Origin of the sequence: Natronospira proteinivora, assembly GCF_024170465.1 — a bacterium.
GTDB lineage: Bacteria > Pseudomonadota > Gammaproteobacteria > Natronospirales > Natronospiraceae > Natronospira > Natronospira proteinivora.
In genome coordinates, this window is sequence record NZ_JALJYF010000001.1 from 1423377 (window position 1) to 1447777 (window position 24401).

Below are 24401 nucleotides of genomic sequence, written 5' to 3' on the forward strand. Positions count from 1 at the left end.
AAATGACTTACCAAACCTGTCGAAATAACACTATAAAGGCATGCAGCCACAAGCATCAGTAACACATAAATCGCAACAACGACGATAACCTTAATCCAGCCCGTCCTGAAATATTTCCTAATATTCAAAGCAGCCTCACTTTCATAAAGAAAGACAATCCAAAGCGCATTTCGAAGTTCCACCTACTGTCGCTGCAGATGAAAAAATACCGCCACCTCTTATTATGCCCTTAGCAACAGCCCTCCCCTCCCTACTTAAACACGCCCTAGCAATTCTATTACTACCAAGCTCTGCAGTGGAGGAGAGGACTTCGGCAGCCCCACCCTCGCCAACACAGATCATCATGCACTGAACAAGGTCGAATCCAGTCTCAAGTTCTTCACCAACGGTGCCATAGCGTGTTTCATTTGGATGAGATGGAACAGACCCATGCCCAGGGCCTTGCTGTTGAGAGATTGGAACGAAGCCAGTTCCTGTAGGAACTCCAACCAAGCCCGTCCAATCAACCCAATTTACTGGATCATTCAACACATACCCATAAAGATTCGGCCCATCCCCATCAAAACGAATCGGATCCTTAGCCGTCCACCGGCCGGTTTTTGGGTCATAATCCCGCGCCCCGAAGCGCACCAGCCCTGTGTGCTGATCATAAACCCCACCGGCGAAGCCAAACGGTTGGAATCCCGGGTTCGTATCCTCTAATACCCGCCCAAATTCATCATAGTCCAGCCGCTGGACGATTTCTCCGGTGTCGGCGTGGATGACCAGGCGGACGGAGCCCAGGTGGTCGGCGATGAGGCGGTAGCGTTCACCGTTCCGGATCATATAGTCGGGGACATTGGGGCGGGTGCCGTAGATAAACCGCGCAATGACATTGCCATCACCATCCAACTCGGCGACCGGGTTGAGTTGGTCCTGGTAGAGGAAACCCTGTACCAGCTCGCCGTTGACCTGTTTACCGACCCTGCGGTTGCGACCATCGATCAGATATTCGATTTCTACATCCCCGGCAGGCTGACGTGGCGCAGGTTGCCGAAGGCGTCGTCGTTAGAATCGGTTCTGGGCCGGCTTCGGACCACACCAAGGATAGAAGAAAATGCCCCTATAGCTCTAATAATGTGTGGCGCGTCGCACACTAAGATTGATTTCAATGGAACCATAATCACTACCATTCTGCTGATCTTTTAATTCAGCCACCAATAGGCAGTCGGATTTGATGCCTCGGGGAACATCCCTTGGTACACGCAACAAAACCTCCGAATGCTGCTGCCACGATGGGACCTCTTGCTTATACACAAGAATTTTCTGTACAGGATCGGTCCCACCGCAAGACAACCTCACCAGCAAAGGAAAGGACCGACTATCAATATTCCGATAGCCACTGCTAACCTGAGCTCGAACATTATAGTTCCCGTTATATGGGAACTCGATAGTCCTCTGCACCCCCACAAGAAGTTCATCGACGGTTGATACTTCATGGAGAACAACCGGATAAGGGTCCAATTCCCTTGCTAGAACGTATTCGGCAACACCAAGTGACTTGTCTCCCTTAGCCCAAATGAGCATAAATTGAGCCAAATGGTCGCTTCCTCGTAGAATAGAAAGGACGATAAGAGATACCGCAACCACTAGAACCAATAAGACTCTAAACACAATCCTGACCTGGTCTGTCAATTTCGAACCCTCTCTAAGCGACGGTAGACATTCAGGACTGTAGACACAAAGTCCTGACAGTTATACCCATAAAGGTCATACTCACTTTCACTCCACCAGCTAGAAACCTCACTTACGGCATCACGCATGAGATCGTCGTCATACTTTGGACTATCGCATGTATAGTCATCATATCGATCGAAGGTGTCTGCTCTTATTTGACTGTCTGCAAACCAACCAACATCTTCCCAGACACGATCATCAAAAAATATATGCTCATGGTACAAGGGTCCCACAATGAAACCAGGCACCTCTAATGGCCTTCTGCAAACACGCGCTTCACCCGCCGGATCCCACCAATTAACCGGATCATTCAACACATACCCATAAAGATTCGGCCCATCCCCATCAAAACGAATCGGATCCTTAGCCGTCCACCGGCCGGTTTTTGGGTCATAATCCCGCACCCCGAAGCGCACCAGCTCGGTATGCTGATCATAGATACCACCGGCAAAGCCAAACGGCTGAAAGCCCGGGTTCGTATCCTCTAATACCCGCCCAAATGCATCATAGTCCAGGCGCTGGGCGATTTCGCCGGTGTCGGCATGGATGACCAGTCGGACGGAGCCCAGGTGGTCGGCGATGAGGCGGTAGCGTTCGCCGTCTCGGATCATATAGTCCGGGACATTGGGGCGAGTGGCGTAGATGAAGCGGCTGACGACATTGCCATCACCATCGAGCTCGGCTACCGGGTTAAGCTGATCCTGGTAGAGGAAACCCTGTACCAGCTCACCGTTGACCTGTTTGCCGACTCTGCGGTTACGGCCATCGATCAGGTAGTCGATCTCCACATCCCCCGGCATGAAGTAGTTTAGTATTTACCCGACAGTCGCCCCTGAAAGGGGCGGCCACCGGGGTCTCCGGTAGACTCTTAGTTGCGACACTGAGAACTACCAGGAGAAATCCCGATGACCGCCATCGCACAGAGTACCAAGCGCAAGCTTTCCCTGCTGCAACTGGCCGAAGAACTCGGCAATGTGTCCAAGGCCTGCAAGATCATGGGCTACCACCGGGACACCTTCTACGAAGTCAAAAAAGCCTTTAAAGTCGGGGGCGTAGCTGCCCTCGTCGAAGAACGGTGGGGGCCCAAGAATCCCCATCCCAACCGGGTCTCCGAGGAAATCGAGAACGAGATCCTCGACTTCTGCCTCAAACAACCCACTTACGGGTCCCAGCGCGTTGCCAACGAACTCCGCCTCCGAGGCATTGAGGTCAGCCCGTCCGGGGTCCGAGGCGTCTGGCTTCGCCACGAGCTGGAGACCCGCTACAAGCGGCTCCTGCGGCTAGAACAGAAGGCCCAGGAAACCACCCATGTTCTGTCAGACGAGCAAATCCGACTGCTGGACCGCCACTCCCCGGAATTCCGGATGCGCCATGTCGAAACCAGTGCGCCGGGCGAGTTTCTGAACCAGGACACCTTCTACTGGGGCCAACTCAAAGGTGTCGGCAAGATCTACGTCCAGGTCGTTGTCGACGCTTTCTGCTCGCTAGCTTTTGCGAAAATGTACACCTCCAAGATGCCCGTCACCGCGGCCGATACACTGTACGACCGCGTCCTGCCGTTCTATGAGGCCCTCGGCGTGGCCGTGAAAACCATCCTCACCGACAACGGCCGAGAGTTCTCCGGTCGTCCCGAGCAGCACCCTTATCAGCTCCTGCTCGCTCTCCACGACATCGAGCACCGGACCACCAAGGTTCGCTGTCCTCGTACCAACGGTTTCGTCGAACGGATGAATCGAACTCTGCTAGACGAGCACTTCCGCACCAAGGACGCGAGAAGTGGTATGAAACCGTTGAGGAAATGCAGGCTGATCTCGACAAGTTCCTGCATTTCTACAATCACAAACGCAGCCACCAAGGCTATCGTCTGAAGGGCCGCACGCCGATTCAGGCTCTCAAGGAGGCCCTAGGCCGAAAACGGCTGCCACCGATCATCCCAAAAGAGGATGAAAACGCTGCCGATCAGGCAGCATAATGTGAGCTGCCGGAGACCCTGAGTGTCGGGTAATAACTAAACTAGTACACCCGGGGGAAGTCTATCGTCGTTCTTTAGCACATCAAGGCCTTCGATCTCTAGAAACATACACCATCACCTTATGCTTCCGAAGATCGATATTGATATTATTAGCATCAACTACTATCTTTTGTTTACCACAAAAAAAACGCCCCAAAGGCGAAAAACGATATATAGTCTTAGACCACACCCCACCTTGATCCCAGGCCCAACCAGATTCCTGAAGATCTACCAACCTCTCAAAACCCAAACCATTCTGAGATACATTCACCTTCACGTGCCCTGAAACTGAACCGCGCGCGTTTCGCATGCTTTCAACCTGAACTGGAGGGTCAATCCTAAAACCGATTTCTCTGGCATAAAATCGATTACAAGGCACCTCAAGCTCTATACGAAATGAATCCGCGCCATACCAATCTGGTTCTTGATAAGCAACCATTGGCACACCAAAAAACCCATCTTTCATAGGAATAAACAATAAGACTGCTAACACCAACGCAACCAAGGAAAATAAAATAGCAAAGGCACTCATAAATGGACGTCCCTTCATTTTTTTTGAGAATAACCCAATCATAAGCCGCCCCTAACAGTACTGACAAAATCTTGGCAATTATTCCCACCGAGACTACTTGGTCTCAACCTATAGTCTTCCGCCTGAAAATCACCTCGAATCTCATCAATAACACTCATAATCTCATCTTTACTGGCATCAATATCTTCACATCTTGAGTACTCGCTTATATCTTCCCCTTGATATATCCATCCGTACCAAAGCCTATATCATCGCCATCATCGAAAATAATATGCTCGTGACCTATCACTGTATTAAAATTTCTATCCACTTGATTCCCAATCACGCCAACCCGGACTGCCCTGAGCGGACGGAAACATGCTTGCGCTGACAACCCCCACATATCAATCCAATTAACCGGATCATTGAGCACATACCCATAAAGATTCGGCCCATCCCCATCGAAGCGAATCGGATCCTTGGCGGTCCACCGCCCGGTTTGGGGGTCATAATCTCGCGCCCCAAACCGAACCAAGCCGGTATGCTGGTCATAGATGCCGCCGGCAAAGCCGAATGGTTGAAACCCGGGATTGCTGTCTTCCAGCACCCGCCCAAATTCATCATAGTCCAAACGCTGGACGATTTCGCCAGAGTCGGCGTGGACGACCAGACGGACGGAGCCCAGGTGGTCGGCGATGAGGCGGTAGCGTTCACCGTCCTGGATCATATAGTCCGGGACGTTGGGGCGGGTGCCGTAGATAAACCGGGCAATGACATTGCCATCACCATCCAACTCGGATACGGGGTTAAGCTGATCCTGGTAGAGAAAGCCCTGTACCAGCTCACCGTTGATCTGTTTGCCGACTCTGCGGTTGCGGCCGTCGATCAGGTAGTCGATTTCCACATCCCCCGGCAGATGGAGAATACTTATCAAGGTAGCCCAGTCAAAAGCATCTTATTTGTTATGCCAGGACTTGAACGCAAAAATCTTAAACTTACTTAACCTCTTATGTACGCTTCTTTAGAGAAGAATACTCCGAAAAACACTCTGTAAACATCCCATATCGAATCATGCGATCATAAGTCGCCCGGCAGCACCACGATTGCTCAGACTCCAGCCCCCTCCTAATTTTTATGCGAATAGCGCCTTCATCAAGCCAAACAGGAAGCCGCCAAAACGAATCAGTCCACCCGAGGGTTCTACGAGGACCAATAACCAAACGGAACAAAAGAGCAACTTTTCTGCTAGCAACACGCACAATACGGGAGTATCCTACGATATTCGGATATCCAAGCCTATTTAGAATAAACTCGGCAGTTACCAAGCCTTCCTGAGACGACTTCTCTAGTGCGTCAACAATATCTATCTTACTCGGGTATCGCTCATACACCATCAGGCAATACGCTCTCATATAAAACATGAATGCCTGATTAACACTCGACAGACGCCCCTCAACACGGGAAACATCAGGAATTACCGCATCCTCCCGGCCCAGAGCATAAGCTAACTCCAAAAGGCCTGCCAATAGATCCGGATCATGGCTATCCAACAACCTCTCAACTAACCCATCTGCCCGGAACTCAGAGCGATCATCGTTAAATGCACCCCCAACAATACAAACAAGCAAGGCTAACGCGGCACAGTCGCAATCGATGCTATCATCGATCATTTTTTCAAAATACTGCTCACCACCTAATAATAACTTAATTAGCTCTAAGTTAATCATGGTGCATTCCTAAATATCTCATAGATAGCTTGTGCCCTTGATCTTGGCACCCGCACACTTCGTTCTATTCTTTCACGCCTAGACAATTCGTCATACCGAACCAAATCATCTATGCTAACTCCTTTCGGCGGACCAAGGATAGATGCCGCTTCCAATGTAATCTGCGTTCCTGCGACAATCTTGGAAGTACCAGCAACTGCGCAAGCTCCGCCAGCGCCAACTGCGCCTACAGCCCCCGCACTACTAACTGCTGCCATAACGCCAGCGCCGCCCTGCACCGCTCTCATTTGTTCCATATCACGCACAGGCACATGATGCTCCTCTCGCTTGAATAGGTTAAGCGTATAACTAAAAAGCCCTTCTGGATCTAAAGCATTTACAGAATCATTCAACACATACCCATAAAGATTCGGCCCATCCCCATAAAATCGAATCGGATCCTTGGCCGTCCACCGGCCGGTTTTTGGGTCATAATCCCGCGCCCCGAAGCGCACCATCCCTGTATGCTGATCATAAATCCCACCTGCGAAGCCAAACGGTTGGAAGCCCGGGTTCGTATCCTCTAATACCCGTCCAAATGCATCATAGTCCAGTCGCTGGACGATTTCTCCGGTGTCGGCATGGATGACCAGGCGGACGGAGCCCAGATGGTCGGCGATAATGCGATAGCGTTCACCGTCCCGGATCATATAGTCGGGGACATTAGGGCGAGTGGCGTAGATGAAGTAGCTGACTACATTGCCATCACCATCCAACTCGGCTACGGGGTTGAGGTGGTCCTGGTAGAGAAACCCCTGTACCAGCTCACCGTTGACCTGTTTGCCGACTCTGCGGTTGCGACCGTCGATCAGGTAGTCGATCTCCACGTCCCCTGGCAGGTTGACGTGGCGCAGGTTGCCGAAGGCGTCGTAGTCGAATTCAGTTCGGGTGCCGGCTTCAATCCAGGCCTGGAGTTCACCATTGCGGCTGTATTCGTAGCTGCGGGCTCCATAGGTGAGCAGGCGATCCTGGTCATCGTAGCTACCGGTTTCGGTGCCATTGGGGCCGGTGCGGCTCAGACGGTTGCCGTTGGCATCATATTGGTAGCTGGCATAGACGCTCCCATCGCGGTAGACCGTCTCCAGCCGGCCCGCCTCGTCATAGTGGTAGGTCCAGCTACGGGTAGCTTCCGCGGTGGTTTCGGTCTTGGAAGTGATGCGACCCATGGCGTCGCGTTCGTAGTCAACCTGAAAAATCGACTCGCCAAGTGCTTCGGTGGTCAAGCCGGACAGGGCCTGGAAGGGGCCATAGTTCCAGTATTCAACTGTCTCTCCAAGGGCAATCTCATCTACCATGCCTGTCTCCAACTCCCGGGCAATGCTCATATCAGCTGCCCGGGTCATCAGGCCATCATCATCGTATCCGAAATCGACAGTCTGGCCGTCGATGGTAAGTGCCTGCATCCAGAGATTCTCGTCCCAACTTCGAGAAACGGTTCCGCTAACAGGGCCGTCCCAGCTTTCGGATACCGGTAAAAAGCCATCGTACTCCAGGCCCAGGTCGATGCCGGCGGGTGCGTCGACTCGGCTGAGCTGCTCGGTACCGGCGTGGTAGTGGTAGTCATAACGCCCGACAGGGGCCTGGATCGCGGAGAGGCGGCCGCCGTCATCGTATTCCAAGTCGATGATCTTCCCATCCGGGCGGGTGATGCGGGTAAGATCCCGGTCCAGATTGTAACGGTAGTAGGTGGCCCACTCACCTCCATCGAGATCGGGTGGCAGATAGCCGGTTTCCAGGTCGCCGGCGTCATACTCGAATCGGTGAACCGAACCGTGCGGTGCCTCCAGGCGGGCAAGGTTACCGGCCATATCGTAGTCGTAATGGATACGGTTGCCATCACCTCGATCTTCCCAAAGCACACGCCCGAATTCATCGAGCCGTGACTCCATCGGGTTACCGATCGGTCGCTGCACGGTGACATGGTCTCCGCCGTCTTCCATGGCCTGATACTCGAGGGTGATTGCCCTCTCCTCTTCGCCGGAACGGGTGCGCGCGGACACGATCCGTCCGTGATCGTCCCACTCCAGCTCCGTGGTGAGACCGGCAAACGCTGTGGCAACGGGCCGGCCGCTGGCATCACTCGTTACCACGGTTTCCCGCCCAGCCGGTGTGCGATGCTCGTGGCGGCGCTGCTCCGGATAGAAGGAAGACTCAAACAGCCGGCCATTCACCTGGTATCGGTCCCGGAGTTCATCATAGTCGAACCAATCCTCGCCCGGTCCAATCGACTCCCGTTCCACTTCAGTTTGGTATTCCAGGCCGGAAGGCAAAGTGAGCGAGAAACGGCTTATACGTTCCACGCCACTCCCGAGCCGTTGGTCCATGTCCATAGTGGTTTCCACGACGGTGCCATCCGGATGATGCCGGGTACGGCTTCGGTCTTCGCGGACGACTTCCAGGGATTCGCCACCCCAAGGCAGTATACGGCGGAGTTCTTTATCACCGCCTCGGCTTTCGGCACTCGCCACTGTCCGTCGATCTTCAGCGCTTACCAGGCTCACCTGGAGCCGATCATCGCTCGCTATGGGGTTTTCCAGAGACCAACCACCCTCTCGGGCATCGCTTGTCTCAAGCAACAGACCCTCGCTGTCGTAGCTGCGGGAATAATGCAATTGGTCATTGCGATCAGCCGCCAGAATCAGTCCGCCAGGGCTATAGGAAAAATCCCAATCGCCTTCCGCTGTATTCTCCAAGCGGGTGATATGGCCCTCCTCATCGAGCTGGAAGGGGTGGGCCACTGAACCGACTCGTATGACCCCATCAGTGTCCGTCAACCAATCGATGACAATATCGTCGGCCCGATGACGATTGACACGGATCAGCCGCCCATCGTCGTCATACTCGAAGGCCGTCGTTTGCTCCCCCGTTAGTCCATCGAGGGTGGAGAGGTGGCGGCCCCGGGTGTCGAACTCATAGATTTCGCGACCATCGGGATCCGGCACCATCAGGACTCCCTCGTCCGCGGATGGGACATTGGATCGAAGGCGCCAAAGGGCCCGAGGATGGGACGTACTGGAGAAGTAGACATTGCCATCCGGCCCCAACCGGATGGCATCAGGGCTCAGTCTGACGCTATGCGCGGGCTGTTCCCCCACGCTGGGATCCAGTGAGCCCTCTTCGCTACCCGCGACATACTGAAGAATCCCGTCCCCATCCACATAGTAGATGTAGGCACCGCCTCCCAGATAGAAACCACCGTGCTCATCCGGCGCGATACCACTAACCCCGAATCCAAGTCGAACGTCAGTAGCCGGCAGGCCCGACTCCCGCTCTTCGGAACCGCCACCGGCCACAATCTCTGACTCACCGTTGTCCGTTCTACGGCTTACCCGGCCAAAGTGATTCCCAGTATAAAGACGATCATCTGGGCCCACGGCCCGCATGCCGAAACCACCACCGATCCGGGTCAACCGACCGTCCGGGAACCAGCGGAAAGTGTAACTGGGCGATCTGAAGATCAACCCGCCATCGCTGAGGGCATACAGGTCTTGCGTTGTCCCGAACCGGGCTTCCAGCGCATCGACTTCCTCGTCCCGGAGATTTCCACCCCCGGCGATCCGCTCCACATCACCGTCAGGCGAAATACGGTACACCCTGGCCGATTCTGAGCTGCCAGCCCCTGAAAGGCGGCTTGTGCTGATGTAATACTCACCGTTCTCACCGATGGCCACGCCTCGAATCCTTGATGGAAAGCGATACTCGGACACGCGATCAAGATGCCCTTCCGGACTGAGGCGAACCAAGTAGCGCCGACTGCCGAATAATATCGATCCATCGTCGGCAAAGGTGAACTCCTCTTCATCGCCGAGGGGATCCCCCGCTTCATAGCGACGGATGTCCTCGCCAACCGAGTTCACCATCACCGGCTCCACGACCAGGTGACTGGCCGACTGCTCAAACCGTCGGCCATCACCTGTCTCGATCACCCCGTCGACCATGCCGAGTCGATGGTGGCCGTCAAGCGTCCACTGGCCAATGGAGCCCAACGGTTGATAGGGGGATTGGAGGATAAGGTCCTCGGTCTTGCTGATCTCTCCGGTATTCGCGGAACGGTCCCGCCCGCCCATTGAGGCACCCGCTTCGCGAACCGCTCCAAACACGCGGCGCCGATCTTGACGGGCGATGACATATTTCAATCGATAAACATACACCACGCCCACTTCCGCTGGCGCCTCACCGACGACGGGCCGGCCATAGGCATCAAGGCCGTCCCATGTGAACGATACCTGTTGGTCCGTTCTCAGGGACACGTTTTGAGTAAACACCTGCCCGGCAACTCTCAGGTAGGCATAACTGGACACAAGATCGTCATGATCCACTGAGTTTCCGGTCACTGTGAGATTTACCGTGCGGGGCGTACGATAGTCCCCAGTGGCACGTCGGCTGGTGTAATTCAGCCTCACCCCTTCCTTGCCCAGAGAAACCTGGTCGATCACGGCCTGGTTCTCGGCCTCAATGATAGAACCGCATTTGCGTGTACAGTCATCTTCGTAGCGCCGAATCACATCCTCCAGTTCAGGCGGGAACAACAATGGCTCGGGGAAAATCCAGTTCCAATTGATATCCCATGCGGTGAAATGGTCGATGGGGGTACGCCAAAGGCTGTCACCAGGGGCGTAACGGGCGGCCAGCACACCAAGCTCCTTGGCATCAATACCAAGTTCGGCCAATTCTTCCTCCGTGGCGGCTTCACCATCACCGCTGACATCCAGCACGGCCTGATCACCCTCCGTCGCAAGCAATTCAATGACGCGTCCATTATCCGAAGGAATCCAGGCGGCCTTCTCCCGGTCATACCAGCCGGCCGGGGCATACCCGCCGGTAGGGAAATCCAGAAAGTTGTCTACATAGAAGGCAAGCGGTTGCGAAAAACGCACATGCTCCGCGCCTGCTTCGATGGCCTGATCCACGCTCAACTCAACCGCATAGGTATAGGCGGTCTGGCGGGGCAACTCACCGGGCATGGCCGCCGGACCATTCTCGCCGACGGTGTATTCCGTCGCCCGGAAATCCAGGCTATCGAGAGGCTGCGTGGTCCCATCCGGCAATTCCATTTCCGCCGTCACACCCTCGGGGAATACCACCGTCGCCTGGCGACTGCCGTCGGCATCCTCAACCACTTGTCCGGCAGCCACTTGTTGAGGGGCATTCGGGCCCATATCTATGGTCGTCACTTTGGGGTCCAGCGGCGTGAGAACGATATCGTCCGCATGGGCCCAGTCCTCCCAGCCGGGCGTTAACCGCCGTTGCAGGGGCAGATAACCTTCCTTGAGGTACTCAACCACGACGGGACCCCCGCCATTGACCGCCAAGTCGAAGCGACCATCACTGCGACTCAGCGTATGCCCGAAATGGGCCTTTCCGAGAATTTGAATCTTCGCGCCCGCCAGGGGTTCGCCGTCCCAATCCAGCACACGACCGCGGAGAACGGCGATGCGGTGGGGTTCAAAAACGGCGGGATCCACATCCCGTTGGATCGGGTTAGCACCTTCCCAGAGAAAGGAAACCGCATTGTGCATCGGGGTCGGGACCGTCTTGTCCAGTTCGGGGGCCACGAGGGACGGGTCGGGGGGTAAATCACCGCCGTCATCCACCTCAATGGTCTCGCTTTCATTGCCGGCCCGATCCCGGACAGTGATCTCATAACGGTCACCAGCTTGGCCAGGGATATCGGCACTGAAGCTACCATCATCATGAACATGTGCCTCTACGGACTCCCCCGTTCGACTATTGGTAATCAAGACGGTACTGCCCGGCTCCGCACTGCCCGGCTCTCCTTCTATATGCACGTTGCCATCGCCGTCAGGGGCAACTATATGAATCAGGCCGGGATTCACCGGTCCAGGTGGTGTTGTATCGAGATTAACCACGACGGTCTTTTCAGTGACATTGCTGGCGAGGTCCTCTGCTCGTAGCTGGATCTCGTTCTCGCCTTCCGCCAACTGAATTTCCGTCTCAAATGAGAAGGCCTCATCGAGTTCAAGCAACTGGCCATTGATCAAGACATCAGAGAGTTTATCTGTTGAGCCCGCAATGGTTATCACTGGCTCATTGGTCCAGCTGTTGTGCCCAGGCTGGGTCAGCGAGATAGCAGGAGGAACAGTATCAATTGTGAAAGCAACGGGCACGGCCTCTGAACGCGCACCGGCGGCATTGGCCACACTGATCTCAATCTCATATGTACCGTCATCGAAGGGCTCTATCGGGACACACTGGGCTGCCACGCTATCGGCATCGCAATCCATCTCGAGGGGCTGACCGTCCATGACGAAGCGAAGGCTGTCGGGGTCAACATCGTTGGCATGATTTTCGTATGTGAGTTCAAAAACCGGCAAAGGGGTATTGGTGAAGGCCCCGTCTTCGGGGCGGATCACCGTGAGCTCGGGGGGATGCTCGTCCCAATACGCCACAAGGTCACGCAAGCGGGCGGCACCGAAGCGCCCCTGCTCCACCGTAACGGAGTGCACACGGTCTCCCTGTTCATTAAAGGCGCGGAGCTGGTTTCGGTTGGAAAGCCAAATCAGGCCATGCAGGCGGTCCACCGTCAAGTTGTCAATCCTGGCGCCGAACCATTGGGAGAAGGGTTCCTCTTCAAGGAGGCGTTCGCGGCCCTCGACATCATAGAGCCGCAAACGACGATGGTCGGCTACCCAGATCCGGCCGTCATCAGCCGCCGCAAGGAAATTGGCCTGCCGGAACCAATTGTCACCCGCACTTGCCAGAAGATTGCCCTGGACGTCATAGCGGCGCAGCTGGTCCCCGGCAACTACCCGCAAGCGATCCTGCCCCGGCTCATAAGCCACCAGCCGGGCCTGGTTAGCCGAGTCCAGGGAGACCGATAGCGTCTTTTCGGCAGCGTCATCGAATGCGGCCAGTTCCCGCCCCATGGCCAGCCAAAGTCGACCGCGTTCGCGATCGAGGGCTGAATCCCGGATAAGACGGCCGGTAGGTACGGTGCGGACATGGTCGCCATCCAGTGTGTAGCGATACACATGCAGCAATCCAACGAGCCAGAGGGCCTCATGATCACGATCCACATACATTGCCTGGACCCCGGGGGCCCAGGCGCCCTCAAGTCGGAAACGGTCAATAGATTCGCCGTTTACGTGGCGGATATCCATCCAGACATCCGGGACGATGGCCATGTCTTGTTCGGCGTCCGCAGATAGGGCCTGGTGCTCCGAACGCAACAAGACCGCCAGTTCGGACGACTCGGGATCAGCCGTGTTTACTGGCGCCATCGCCTCATTGGATCCAAGCGTGGTGCGATTAAGCAGCCACAGCTGCCTTCGGTCGGGATCGAGGGTAAGGCGATAAATGAAACCAACATCTTGATCGGTATTGCGAACCTCCCCCAGTACCGGAGACACCTCAACCAGCATTCGGGGGAAGCCACCCCATATCCCCCCCAGCTCGGATGGAGGATCCTCCGGGTCAGCGGAGGAGACGGTAATCTGGGTTAAAACAATCAGGCACAGGAGTACGACGACGAAGGCCATAACGACCCAACGAGAGACAGATGACATTTGATTCCCCCTTTCTGGCTGGCTTGCATTCCTTTGCGCCCGCTCCCCAGCGGACATAAAATCCCTTTTTTAAAGGCTCTCAAATACCAGAAATTAGTCAACACTGAAAAGTAACTTTTCTCTCAAATCCCGACGAACGGCAACATCAACCACACTCGGCGCTTGGAACGATCCAGGCCTAAAACCAAACATGCTTTCTTGTGACACAAACGTCATTTACCGCGGGATCCATGAAAAAGGGGCCGCGTCAGCGGCCCCTTTCGTTTCCCACGACATGATCGAATGGATCAATCTTCAGTGAGCGGTACCAGGGTGAGTTCCACGCGTCGGTTTTGCTGGCGGCCCTCTTCGCTGTCGTTGCTGGCCACCGGCTGGTCTTCGCCGTAGCCCACTACCAGCATGCGTTCTTCGGTCACGCCCTGGGAGAGCAGATAGCGGGAAACGGACTGGGCGCGGCGTTCGGAAAGGCGCTGGTTGTAACTGGCCGCGCCAGTGCTGTCGGTATGGCCGGAGACTTCGACGATGGTCTGGTCGAACTCTTCCAGGACGATGGACACCGAATCCAGCACTTCATAGAAATCCGCCCGCACGTCAGCACTGTCAAAGCCGAAGGTAATGTCTCCCGGCATGTTCAGGTGGATATGATCCCCGTCCCGGGTGACGGAAACATCGGTGCCTTCCAGCTGCTCGCGCAAGGCATCTTCCTGGCGGTCCATATAGGCGCCCACGGCACCGCCGCTCAGGGCGCCCACGCCAGCACCGATCAACATGCGTTTTTTCCGGTCGCGGCGATCACTTGCCGTAGCTGCACCCAAAACGGCGCCACTGATCGCACCGATCACCGTGCCCGTGGTGGCCCGGGCGGTACGCTCCTCGCCGGTGTATGGATCCAAGGTGGTGCAGGCACTCAGAGCGAGCGCGGCCACCAGACCCAAAAGCAAACCGAAGACAGGGGATGAGAAAGTTCCTTGATGAGACATGAGTCGACTCCTGATGATCCGATTTTCCCTGCGTGATTGTAAGCCAGAAACAGCCTCAAATGAGAAACAAAAAAAGGCGGAGGGCTCGCAAGCCCTCCGCCTTTCATGATTGGTGGCTATGGGTGGACTTGAACCACCGACCCCAGCATTATGAATGCTGTGCTCTAACCAACTGAGCTACATAGCCATAAACCGAACTGTTGCCGATCTATACCGATAATCGACAGGCCGCGAATTTTCCCTTCACCGCCGGTTTTTGTCAAGTCCGCGGCCCACTTACCAGGCCCCCGGGAGGGCCCCGATGCGCGGCGAGGCGAAGGCTTCAGACATTGAAGCGGAAATGCATGATGTCGCCTTCCTGGACAATATAGTCCTTGCCCTCCAGGCGCCATTTGCCCGCATCCTTGGCCCCGTTCTCTCCGCCGCAATCCATGAAATCCTGGTAGCTGACGACTTCGGCCCGGATGAAGCCCTTTTCGAAGTCGGTGTGAATCACGGCAGCGGCCTTGGGCGCGGTGGAACCGGCCTTGACCGTCCAGGCCCGCACTTCCTTTTCCCCGGCGGTGAAGTAGGTCTCAAGCCCCAGCAGACGGTAGCCGGCCCGGATCACCCGGTTCAGGCCCGGCTCTTCCATGCCGGCATCTTCCAGAAACTCCTGCTGCTCATCCTCGGCCAACTGGGCAATCTCGGCCTCCAGGGCGGCACACACCGGCACCACCTCGGCGCCCTCTTCCTCGGCCCGGGCCACCACTTTATCCAGATGGGGATTATTCTCGAAACCGGACTCATCCACATTGGCGATGTACATCAAGGGCTTGGCCGTAATCAGATGAAGATCACGAATCGCCAGCACCGAGTCCTCGTCCAGCTCCAGGCTACGCACCGGCAGGCCCTCGTCCAGATGGGCCTTGACCTTCTCCAGCACGGTCAGCCGGGCCCGGGCGTCCTTGTCCCCGGACTTGGCCACCTTCTGGGTGCGTTGAAGATTTTTCTCCACAGTATCCATGTCGGCCAGGGCCAGCTCGGTACCGATGGTTTCGATATCGGCCAGGGGATCAATGCGCCCGGCAACATGGGTCACATCCTCATCCTCGAAGCAGCGCACCACCATGGCGGTGGCATCCGTCTCCCGGATATGGGCCAGGAACTGGTTGCCCAAGCCTTCCCCCTTGGAGGCCCCGGCCACCAGTCCGGCAATATCCACGAACTCCATGGTGGTGGGAATGACCTTCTGGGGTTTGACGATCTCGGCGATGCGCTCCAGGCGAGGATCCGGCACCTGAACCACCCCCACATTGGGATCGATGGTGCAGAAGGGATAGTTCTCGGCCGGGATCTCGGCCGCGGTGAGGGCATTGAACAGCGTAGATTTACCCACGTTAGGCAGGCCCACGATGCCGCATTTGATTCCCATAATTGACTCTCTTGTTATTCAGTCCGGGTGTGCAGGCGGTTCATACCGGCCTCGAGCCCGTCATCGAGTATGGCCGGCAAGGCCTCGGCGGCGGCGATAATGCCCTCCCGAATCCGGGCTTCATCCTCGCTGGAGGGTCGCTTGAGAACATAGCCCACCACGCCACTGGCATGGCCCGGGTGGCCGATACCAATACGCAGTCGACGGTAATCCTTGCCCACATGGGCATGCAGATCCCGCAGGCCATTATGCCCACCATGACCGCCACTCCATTTGAGCCGGATCACCCCGGGGGGCAGGTCCAGCTCATCGTGTGCCACCAGGATCTCTTCCGGGCGCAACTTGAAGAAGTCCATCACCGCACGAACGGACTGGCCGCTGCGGTTCATGAAAGTCATGGGCTTGAGCAGCCGGACCTCATGAGCACCGACAAAGACCTTGCAGATCTCGCCGTGGAATTTACGTTCGCCGGTAAAGCGCCCGCCATGACGGTCCGCTAGCTCATCCACCAGCCAAAAGCCGGCATTATGCCGGGTGGAAACGTAATCGGCCCCGGGGTTCCCGAGGCCGACCACGAGCTTGATGCGCTCTGACATTCCTGCTGTCTCCAGAGAAGCGGGCAGCCACGCCCCATCGGCCTTGATGACCGACGGAACATGGCCGCCATCGCGGCCTTATTCGCCGCCCTCTTCCTTCTTGGATTCTTCTTCCTCGCCTTCGCCGCCTTCCTCGTCTTCTTCCAGGTCTTCCTTGGCAGCGCGCGGCTGATGAATCGAGACCACTTGCTGGTCGTGATCATCGCCGTGCATCAGCTCCACCAGCTCCACACCGGAGGGCAGCTTGATGTCGGAAAGGTGCAGGGAATCGCCGATATCCAAGGTGCTCACGTCCACCTCGATGTACTCGGGCAGGTCCTTGGGCAGGCAGCTCACTTCCACGTTCACCATATCGTGGGTCACCACACCGCCATTGAGCTTGACGCCGGGGCATTCCTTCTCGCCCTCGAAATGCAGGGGCACCTGCATGCGTAGCTTTTCCTTGGCGCTGATCCGCTGCAGGTCCAGATGCTCCACCACAGTGGGCTTGTAGACGTGACGCTGCAGATCCTTCAGCACGGCCTTTTCTGTCTTGCTGCCCACTTTGATATCAAGAATGTGGGAGAAGAAGGCCTCATTTTTGAGATGGTTAACCAGTTCATCGTGGTCCACGGAAATCACTACCGGCTCTTTGCTGCCGCCATAGATAATCCCGGGGACACGGCCCTGACGACGCAGGCGGCGGCTCGCACCTTTCCCCTTGTCGTCACGGACTTCGGCATTCAGGGTAAATTGATCACTCATGATGTTCTCCGTATCGGACTTGGCCGATCGTTTTCGATTAGGAAGGAGGTCTCCCGCGACCAGGATTGCCCCTTCACCTCAGTCTCCGCCCAAATGGACGGACTATCGGTCTCACTCCGCGTAGAGCGAGATCACCGATTCTTCTTCGCTGATCCGCCGCATGGTCTCGGCCATGAGATCAGCGATGCCCAGTTGACGAATCTTGTCACAGGCCGCGGCATTCTCCCGCAGCGGTATGGTGTCGGTCACCACCAATTCATCCAGCACTGAACCACTGATATTGTCGATGGCCTTGCCGGACAAGACCGGGTGGGCAATATAAGCTTTCACCTCGGCCGCACCCTTTTCCTTCAGCGCCGCTGCCGCCTTGCAGAGTGTGCCGGCGGTATCCACCAGGTCGTCGACGATCACGCAGATCTTGTTGTCCACATCACCGATGATGTTCATCACCTGGGACTCATTGGCCTTGGGACGCCGCTTATCGATAATGGCCAGATCGGAATCGTTCAGCCGCGTGGCAAAAGCCCGGGCACGATCCGCCCCGCCCACATCAGGGGACACCATAATCAGTTCCCGGTTCTCCCGTTCCGCCCGCTCTTTCAGAGTCCGCATATCATCCAGCAGCACCGGCGAGGCATAGACGTTATCCACGGGGATATCGAAAAAGCCCTGGATCTGGTCGGCATGCAAATCCATGGTCAACACCCGGTCCACCCCGGACGAGGTAAGCAGATTGGCCACCAGCTTGGCGGTGATGGGCACCCGGGCTGCCCGGGGACGACGATCCTGGCGCGCATAGCCGAAATAGGGAATCACCGTAGTGATACGCCCTGCCGAGGCCCGATAGAGGGCATCCACCATGACCAGCAGCTCCATGAGGTTCTCATTGGAGGGCGGGCAGGTGGACTGGACAATGAAGACATCCCGGCCACGGACATTTTCCTGAATCTCGACTGCCACTTCACCATCGCTGAAGCGGTCCACCTTGGCTTTTCCCAGGGACAGCCCCAGACGTTCGGCGATACCGGCGGCAAGGTCCGGGGTGGCGTTCCCGGCGAAAACCATCATGTTTGTTGCGGACACCTGGAGCCCCCTTGCGTGCTGACTGAATCGATAGAACGAAACGAATGGCGACTGGATGGGTTCGCCCGTGTCCATTCGCCTAGGGAGACGGGCCGGCCGGCCTTCACACCGGCCGCAAACAAATGCCCGGCCGCACCTGGGCAGATGCGGCCGGGCCGATAAAATGGCTGGGGCGGCAGGATTCGAACCTGCGCGTGACGGGATCAAAACCCGCTGCCTTACCGCTTGGCTACGCCCCATTTGTAATCACGCCCTGGCCCCACCGGGCCCCGGGCTCAGCGTTCTGCCGCTTGCCCTCCAGCAAGCTGGATCCCAGCAACGCTGCAACGGCGCGAGATTATATCAGCTGAAATGGCTGCCGTGTACCCCCGGGTTGTCAACGCCCAATCAACCCAACGCGTCCAGATACAAGCGCAAACTGGAACGGTTCATCCCGCGACACAAAAAGCCCTGCCAGGCGTCCGGCAGCAGGGACAGCGCCTGACGTCCCAGGGAGACGTCAGACAGTGCGGCAAACACGCAAGCCCCGGTTCCCGTCAGGCGGGCATCACCGTAGCAGGCCAGCCAGCGCAGAGCTTCCGCCACGGCCGGGTATTGGGCCGCCGCAATGGGCTGAAAATCATTGCGCCCCCCGTGGCTCAGATAGTCATCCAGAGTGATGGTTTCCGAGGATCGGCTCAGTGCCTCGGAATGAAACAGGGTCTTGGTGGAGACCGCGCAATCCGGATAAATCACCAGGAAAACGGGTTCGGGCAGATCGGAGATCACTTGAAAACGATTCCCTCGCCCCTCAGCCCAGGCGGCTTGCCCATGCACAAAAACCGGTACATCCGCCCCCAGCTCGCCACCGATATCGGCCAGTTGCTCATCGGAGTACGACAATCTCCAGAGCCGGTTCAGGGCATGCAGCGTCGTCGCGGCATCGGAACTGCCACCACCCAGGCCCGCTTCGGCTGGAATCTGCTTGTCGAGACGGATATCCACGCCGGGCAGGTCCCGACCCGAGACTTCTCTCAGGTATTTGGCCGCGCGGACCACCAGATCCTGGTCCTCATCGAGACCGGGCAAGCCCCCCGAACGATGGATGGCCTTGTCATGGCGCAGGGTAAAACCCAGGCGATCGCCCAGATCCAAAAACTGAAAGAGGGTCTGCAGATCATGATAGCCGTCGTCACGACGACCCAGAACATGCAGGAACAGGTTCAATTTAGCCGGGGCGGGCCAATCCAGGGCGTGTCTCTCCTTCCCCTCAGACATGTGCGGTGCTTCCCCATGAAGTGGAGGGGGAGCTTATCGTTCCTGCGCTTCCGCCGACAAGGGTGATAGACGGGACTGCAGGGGCTGAGAATCCCCCACGGTCCAGTCACGCACCCGGATCCGCAAACGAACGGACTCGTTCTCCACGGTAATACGATGGGGCAACATCAACTCGCCCACATCGCCGTAATCTTCATAATGGATTTCCCAGCCAAGCTGCTCCAGCTGAACCAGGCGGCCCAGGGCATCGATTTCCTTGTCCGCCGTCGGCCCCTGGGGGGCCGGCATCCCCACCATCCACCAGCGCAGCATGCCCAGTGGTACCCGCCAGCCGGTCTGACGTTCCAGCTCCACCTCGGGGTGTGCCGTCTCCCAGACATCTCCGCGGCTATTCTCGATGATCATGCCTTCCTCGCTGCCGCGGATTCGGGTGGTGCCGATCCCGAAGGTGCCCCGCAAACGGAAGTCCATGTAATCGGTCCACTGGGACCAGCGAAGTGAGGCCGTCCAGCCATCATCCTCACTGCGCAGTGCCACCCGCCCATCCAGCGACCAGGCCTGGAGCGCCAGCAGGGCCCGCTGGTGCTCCTGCCAGGCGGCTTCGTCCGGCGGCCCCTCGGGCACGGGCGCCATGCGGGCACAGCCCGCCAATAACAACAGCACGAACAATCCACTCAGGACTCTTGTAGTCGTTCCCATGTCTCTCTCAGCAGCATGTTTTCGGGCCAACGTTCAATCGCCGCCTCTTGTAGTTTGCGGGCCCGGGTACGCTCACCCTGGACCCAGCGGATTTCCATCAGATGAGCGGCGATTTCCGGCGATTGCGTCCGTTCCCAGGCCCGCTCCAGCCAACGGCGGGCCTGGGCCATGTCCCCCTGGCGATAGGCCACCCAGCCCATGCTGTCCATAATGGGGCCATTGTCGGGCCGCTTTCTCAAGGCCTGGCGAATCAGTCGCCGTGCTTCGCGCAAATCCCGGTCCTGGTCCGCGAGACTGTAGCCCAGAGCATTGAGCACATTTGCCTCCTCGGGCCACAGGGAATAAGCCCGTCTCAGCCAGTCCACCGCCTGCTCATTATGGCGATCCCCGGCCAATACCCCCAGGGCGCATTGGTAATGGGCCTCGGCATCCCAGGGGCGTTTATCCAGGGCCCGGCGACACAGTGATTGCCCCACCTCACTTGGACCACGCTGGGCCAGAATAGCGCCTGTGGTTACGCGAAAACCGTGGCGCTCCTCCAGCATGCGGCTCTCGAGGACTTCCAGGCGTTCCCGGGCTTGTTCCGTCTGCCCCGATTCAAACAGTAGCGCAATAACCCGGGCCCGGGCCTCAATATGATCCTCGCCAGACTGAATCCGATCATACCAACGGATGGCCTCACGATAGTGACCCTGTTCCTCGGCAACGATCCCCATCTGCAGCCAGACTTGCCGAACCCGAAAGCCCTGATTGAGCAATTGCTGCAACCGGGCCTGGGCAGCATCCAGTTCACCGGAATGGATTTCCACCAGAGCCAAGGCATATTGCAGCGACAATGCCCCCGGATCCTTACTCAGTCCCCAGCTCAAGAGCTCTGCCGCCTCACCCACTCTGTCTTGCTCCCAGAGCAAGGTCACCAGCTCCAGTGCTTCACTGGTTCTGTCACGACCGGCACCGTAGATATCCTGGGTCTTGAATGAGGACACCCGAATGCCCAAGGCCCGTTTGGCCTCGGATCTCCCCTGAGCCAAGCGAATCCGCAGATTCAGCCATTCCAGGGCCGGATCCTGTCCGTCCAGGCGCAGGCCACGGCGGGCATGACGTGCGGCATCATCCAGACGATCCAGATCCATGGCCATGCGGGCCAGAGCCCATTGCGCAGGCATGGAATCCCGGTCCTTCGCCAGCTCCCGGACCACCTCCCAGGCACGCCAGCGACGGGGCAATCCCTGTAACTCATGGACGAGTGTTTGCCAGTCACTGGCCACAGCTTGCTCACCCAGCCAATGGGACAATGCCTCCACGGCGGCCTGCTGGTCCCCGGCCATCAATTCACTGATCCCGAGATACCAGTTGGCCTCGGTGCTGTCCTCGTCCAGCTCGGCCCATCGACGGGCGGCAGACAGGGTATGGGGCCAGTGTTCAGTCCGTACCCCGTAGTGGGTGGCTTCCCGGGCCAGGCGCAAGGAAGCCCCCTGGGCCATGGCAGCCGCATACTGCTTGCCGGCCTGTTCGGGCTCACCCCGGGCCCGGGCAATCTCCGCCAGAAGGATATGCTCACTCAGGCTAACCCGGTCCGGTGGGGGCGCATACGAGGATGGCGGGGTGGCGCAAGCAGCAAGAAAACAAGCCAGGCACACAAGTAATGTATAATGCGCGCGAGTCGCCAAGTGCCGAGGCCCATTGAAAGACCGGGCCCAATGGCTTGGTTTGAGATGCACCACCCGAATACCTTCCTTCATGTCGCTGATTGCTCTAGGAATCAACCATAACACGGCCCCCGTGGAGATCCGGGAGCAGCTCAGTTTCTCTGAACAGGAGCTGGGACGGGTGCTACGTGAACTGTCCGCCTTGCCGGGTGTGCAGGAAGTGGCTGTGCTTTCCACCTGCAACCGGACCGAAATCTACGGCAGCCTGGACGAGCAAGGGGGGCAGGCCCTGGTGGACTGGCTAACCCAGCGTCAGCAGCACAACGACCAGGACAATGATCTTCACCAGGCCCTCTACCAGTTCAGTGACGCGGATGCGGTACGACACGCCATGTCGGTGGCTTGCGGCCTGGATTCCATGGTTCTGGGTGAACCGCAGATCCTAGGCCAGATGAAACAGGCCTATGAGGCCGCCCTGGAGGCCGGCACGGCCCAGCGCACCCTGCACCAGCTTTTTCAGGGCAGTTTCTCGGTAGCCAAGCAGGTCCGTACCGACACCGGCATCGGCCAGAACCCGGTATCGGTGGCCTATGCCGCCGTGGATCTGGCCCGTCAGATCTTTGCCGACTTCGAAAAGCACACCGCCCTTTTGATCGGCGCCGGCGACACCATTGAACTGGCCGCCCAGCACCTGGCGCGCCGGGGAATCGGTCGCATGATCATCGCCAACCGGAACCCCGAACGGGCCCGGCTGCTGGCAGCGGGCTTCAAGGGTTACGGCATCGGACTGGAGGAAATCCCGGCCCATCTGGCGGAAGCGGACATCATCATCGCCTCTACCGCCAGTCGGGAGCCCATCCTCACCCGCCCCATGGTCAAGGAAGGCTTTCGCAAGCGCCGCCACAAACCGGTCCTAATGGTGGATATTGCCGTGCCCCGGGATATTGAAGCCGACGTGGCCGAGTTGCCGGATGTTTTCCTCTACACCATCGACGATCTCCAGGAGACCATCCGGGAGAACCTGGCCAGCCGGGAACAGGCCGCGGCCCGAGGGCTGGAGATTATCGAAGCCCGGGCCCATCATCTGGCAGCCGCCCTCAACAGCATGGATGCGGTGCCGGCGATCCGCACCCTCAGAGACGAGGCCACTGCCCAGCGGGATCGAACTCTGGCCCAGGCCAAGCGCATGCTGGCGGCCGGCCGCGCCAGCGAAGATGTGCTGGACTACATGGCTCATACCCTGACCAACCGCCTACTCCATCAACCCACGGTACAACTGCGGGAGGCCGCCGAACGGGGTGAGCGGGAGACCCTGGCCGTGGCCCGGGAATTATTCGGTCTCGACAATGACGGCAAGGACGAGGAATGAAGGACAGCATTCATCGGAAACTGGAACAACTTGAGGAGCGTTTCGAAGAACTCTCCGGCCTCTTGGCTGAGCCGGATGCGGCCAATGATCAGTCCCGCTTCCGGGACCTCTCCAAGGAATATGCCCGCCTGGAACCAGTGATAGCCGCCTTCCGTGAGTATCAACAGCAAAAGACCGACCGGGCGGCCGCCGAAGAAATGAGCCGGGATTCCGATCCGGCCGTTCGCGAGATGGCCGAGGACGAACTGGGCGCGGCCGACGACAGGCTGGGCGAGCTGGAAGAACAATTGCTGCACCTCATGGTGCCACGGGACCCCCACGACGACAGCAATCTCTATCTGGAAATTCGGGCAGGCACCGGGGGCGACGAAGCCGCCTTGTTTGCCGGGGATCTATTTCGCATGTATTGCCGTTATGCCGAAACCCGAGGCTGGCAGGTGGAAGTACTGAACGAGAGTCCGGGTGAAGTGGGCGGCTATCGGGAGATCATCAGCCGGGTGGTGGGCGATGATGCCTACGCCCATCTGAAATTCGAATCCGGCGCCCATCGGGTGCAACGGGTGCCCCAGACGGAATCCCAGGGCCGGATCCATACCTCCGCCTGCACGGTGGCGGTGTTACCCGAAATCGAGAGCGCCGTGAACATCGAGATCAACCCCAATGACCTGCGGGTGGATACCTTCCGAGCCGCGGGCGCCGGTGGCCAGCATGTGAACAAGACCGATTCGGCCATCCGCCTGACCCACCTGCCCACCGGGGTGGTAGTGGAATGCCAGGAAGAGCGCTCCCAGCACAAGAACCGGGCCCGAGCCATGAGTCTGCTGCAGTCCAAGCTGGAAGCGGCCGAGCAAGCCAAGCGCCAAGCCAGCGAGACCGAAACCCGCCGCAAGCTGGTGGGCAGCGGCGACCGCTCGGAACGGATCCGAACCTACAACTTTCCCCAGGGCCGAGTCACGGACCACCGAATCAATCTGACCGTGCATCAGCTGGAGAGCATTCTGGCGGGACAACTGGAAATGGTGATTGATCCGCTCATGCAGGAAGACCACGCAGAGCGCCTGGCGAGCATGGGCGGCTAAC

General features: G+C 57.8%; 16 protein-coding genes, 2 tRNA genes and 1 pseudogene. 3 read left to right on the plus strand and 16 right to left on the minus strand.

The genetic code is table 11. The features are described 5' to 3' along the window. Positions 1-141 precede the first annotated feature (141 nt). Both J2T60_RS06650 and J2T60_RS06655 read right to left on the minus strand, forming a co-directional pair. Positions 142-996 carry an RHS repeat-associated core domain-containing protein gene (locus J2T60_RS06650; RefSeq protein ID WP_510184475.1) on the minus strand — a complete coding sequence of 285 codons (855 nt, stop codon included), beginning with the start codon at positions 994-996 and terminating at the stop codon, positions 142-144. 674 nt (positions 997-1670) lie between these two features. Continuing rightward, entirely contained in the window at positions 1671-2516 is an 846-nt protein-coding gene (locus J2T60_RS06655; RefSeq protein WP_510184473.1) for an RHS repeat-associated core domain-containing protein, read from the minus strand. Between the two features lie 105 nt (positions 2517-2621). Here J2T60_RS06655 and J2T60_RS06660 point away from each other — a divergent pair. Then, positions 2622-3688, plus strand: a pseudogene (locus tag J2T60_RS06660) (IS481 family transposase). Positions 3689-3770: 82 nt separating this feature from the next. Here J2T60_RS06660 and J2T60_RS06665 read toward each other — a convergent pair. The 14 genes from J2T60_RS06665 to J2T60_RS06730 all read right to left on the minus strand — a co-directional run bounded on the left by J2T60_RS06665 (position 3771) and on the right by J2T60_RS06730 (position 22045). Then, positions 3771-4301 carry a hypothetical protein gene (locus tag J2T60_RS06665; protein ID WP_253447123.1) on the minus strand — a complete coding sequence of 177 codons (531 nt, stop codon included), beginning with the start codon at positions 4299-4301 and terminating at the stop codon, positions 3771-3773. A gap of 163 nt (positions 4302-4464) precedes the next feature. After that, a complete protein-coding gene (locus tag J2T60_RS06670) occupies positions 4465-5142 on the minus strand; it encodes an RHS repeat-associated core domain-containing protein (protein ID WP_253447126.1) in 678 nt (225 codons plus the stop codon). Between the two features lie 103 nt (positions 5143-5245). Beyond that, positions 5246-5965 (minus strand): hypothetical protein, encoded by a 720-nt coding sequence (locus J2T60_RS06675; RefSeq protein WP_253447139.1) that lies wholly within the window; start codon positions 5963-5965, stop codon positions 5246-5248. Next, positions 5962-13530 carry an RHS repeat-associated core domain-containing protein gene (locus tag J2T60_RS06680; protein ID WP_253447141.1) on the minus strand — a complete coding sequence of 2523 codons (7569 nt, stop codon included), beginning with the start codon at positions 13528-13530 and terminating at the stop codon, positions 5962-5964. Before J2T60_RS06680 ends, J2T60_RS06675 begins: the two co-directional genes overlap by 4 nt. A gap of 287 nt (positions 13531-13817) precedes the next feature. After that, positions 13818-14510: a YiaD family glycine zipper/OmpA-like lipoprotein gene (locus J2T60_RS06685; RefSeq protein ID WP_253447143.1), complete on the minus strand. Its 693-nt coding sequence runs from the start codon at positions 14508-14510 to the stop codon at positions 13818-13820. A gap of 110 nt (positions 14511-14620) precedes the next feature. Then, positions 14621-14697, minus strand: a tRNA-Met gene (locus J2T60_RS06690). A gap of 135 nt (positions 14698-14832) precedes the next feature. Next, positions 14833-15924, minus strand: a complete 1092-nt coding sequence (gene ychF, locus J2T60_RS06695; protein WP_253447145.1) for a redox-regulated ATPase YchF — start codon at positions 15922-15924, stop codon at positions 14833-14835. Between the two features lie 14 nt (positions 15925-15938). Then, positions 15939-16520, minus strand: a complete 582-nt coding sequence (gene pth / locus J2T60_RS06700) for an aminoacyl-tRNA hydrolase (protein ID WP_253447147.1) — start codon at positions 16518-16520, stop codon at positions 15939-15941. A gap of 78 nt (positions 16521-16598) precedes the next feature. Next, positions 16599-17264 carry a 50S ribosomal protein L25/general stress protein Ctc gene (locus tag J2T60_RS06705; protein WP_253447149.1) on the minus strand — a complete coding sequence of 222 codons (666 nt, stop codon included), beginning with the start codon at positions 17262-17264 and terminating at the stop codon, positions 16599-16601. A gap of 111 nt (positions 17265-17375) precedes the next feature. Continuing rightward, positions 17376-18332: a ribose-phosphate pyrophosphokinase gene (locus tag J2T60_RS06710; RefSeq protein WP_253447676.1), complete on the minus strand. Its 957-nt coding sequence runs from the start codon at positions 18330-18332 to the stop codon at positions 17376-17378. 179 nt (positions 18333-18511) lie between these two features. Beyond that, a tRNA-Gln gene (locus tag J2T60_RS06715) sits at positions 18512-18586 on the minus strand. A 148-nt stretch (positions 18587-18734) separates the two neighbouring features. After that, the gene (gene ispE / locus J2T60_RS06720) at positions 18735-19604 is read right to left on the minus strand and encodes a 4-(cytidine 5'-diphospho)-2-C-methyl-D-erythritol kinase (RefSeq protein ID WP_253447151.1); all 870 of its coding nucleotides are present in this window, start codon (positions 19602-19604) and stop codon (positions 18735-18737) included. Between the two features lie 33 nt (positions 19605-19637). Further along, positions 19638-20303 carry a lipoprotein insertase outer membrane protein LolB gene (gene lolB / locus J2T60_RS06725; RefSeq protein WP_253447153.1) on the minus strand — a complete coding sequence of 222 codons (666 nt, stop codon included), beginning with the start codon at positions 20301-20303 and terminating at the stop codon, positions 19638-19640. Beyond that, positions 20279-22045, minus strand: coding sequence for a tetratricopeptide repeat protein (locus J2T60_RS06730; protein ID WP_253447156.1), 1767 nt, complete (start codon positions 22043-22045; stop codon positions 20279-20281). The genes lolB and J2T60_RS06730 overlap by 25 nt, the downstream gene beginning before the upstream one ends. Here J2T60_RS06730 and hemA point away from each other — a divergent pair. Continuing rightward, positions 22044-23321 carry a glutamyl-tRNA reductase gene (hemA, locus tag J2T60_RS06735; protein WP_253447158.1) on the plus strand — a complete coding sequence of 426 codons (1278 nt, stop codon included), beginning with the start codon at positions 22044-22046 and terminating at the stop codon, positions 23319-23321. The two genes, J2T60_RS06730 and hemA, sit on opposite strands and share 2 nt — an antisense overlap. Continuing rightward, a complete protein-coding gene (gene prfA / locus J2T60_RS06740; RefSeq protein ID WP_253447161.1) occupies positions 23318-24400 on the plus strand; it encodes a peptide chain release factor 1 in 1083 nt (360 codons plus the stop codon). The genes hemA and prfA overlap by 4 nt, the downstream gene beginning before the upstream one ends. Position 24401: the final 1 nt, after the last annotated feature.

What these genes read in the sequence shown, in the direction of transcription:
- J2T60_RS06655 (WP_510184473.1), bottom strand. Translation starts at nt 2,516, where the DNA reads ATGCCGGGGGATGTGGAGATCGACTACCTGATCGATGGCCGTAACCGC.
- J2T60_RS06665 (WP_253447123.1), bottom strand. Translation starts at nt 4,301, where the DNA reads ATGATTGGGTTATTCTCAAAAAAAATGAAGGGACGTCCATTTATGAGT.
- J2T60_RS06675 (WP_253447139.1), bottom strand. Translation starts at nt 5,965, where the DNA reads ATGATTAACTTAGAGCTAATTAAGTTATTATTAGGTGGTGAGCAGTAT.
- J2T60_RS06680 (WP_253447141.1), bottom strand. Translation starts at nt 13,530, where the DNA reads ATGTCATCTGTCTCTCGTTGGGTCGTTATGGCCTTCGTCGTCGTACTC.
- J2T60_RS06685 (WP_253447143.1), bottom strand. Translation starts at nt 14,510, where the DNA reads ATGTCTCATCAAGGAACTTTCTCATCCCCTGTCTTCGGTTTGCTTTTG.
- ychF (WP_253447145.1), bottom strand. Translation starts at nt 15,924, where the DNA reads ATGGGAATCAAATGCGGCATCGTGGGCCTGCCTAACGTGGGTAAATCT.
- pth (WP_253447147.1), bottom strand. Translation starts at nt 16,520, where the DNA reads ATGTCAGAGCGCATCAAGCTCGTGGTCGGCCTCGGGAACCCCGGGGCC.
- J2T60_RS06705 (WP_253447149.1), bottom strand. Translation starts at nt 17,264, where the DNA reads ATGAGTGATCAATTTACCCTGAATGCCGAAGTCCGTGACGACAAGGGG.
- J2T60_RS06710 (WP_253447676.1), bottom strand. Translation starts at nt 18,332, where the DNA reads ATGATGGTTTTCGCCGGGAACGCCACCCCGGACCTTGCCGCCGGTATC.
- ispE (WP_253447151.1), bottom strand. Translation starts at nt 19,604, where the DNA reads ATGTCTGAGGGGAAGGAGAGACACGCCCTGGATTGGCCCGCCCCGGCT.
- lolB (WP_253447153.1), bottom strand. Translation starts at nt 20,303, where the DNA reads ATGGGAACGACTACAAGAGTCCTGAGTGGATTGTTCGTGCTGTTGTTA.
- hemA (WP_253447158.1), top strand. Translation starts at nt 22,044, where the DNA reads ATGTCGCTGATTGCTCTAGGAATCAACCATAACACGGCCCCCGTGGAG.
- J2T60_RS06730 (WP_253447156.1), bottom strand. Translation starts at nt 22,045, where the DNA reads ATGAAGGAAGGTATTCGGGTGGTGCATCTCAAACCAAGCCATTGGGCC.
- prfA (WP_253447161.1), top strand. Translation starts at nt 23,318, where the DNA reads ATGAAGGACAGCATTCATCGGAAACTGGAACAACTTGAGGAGCGTTTC.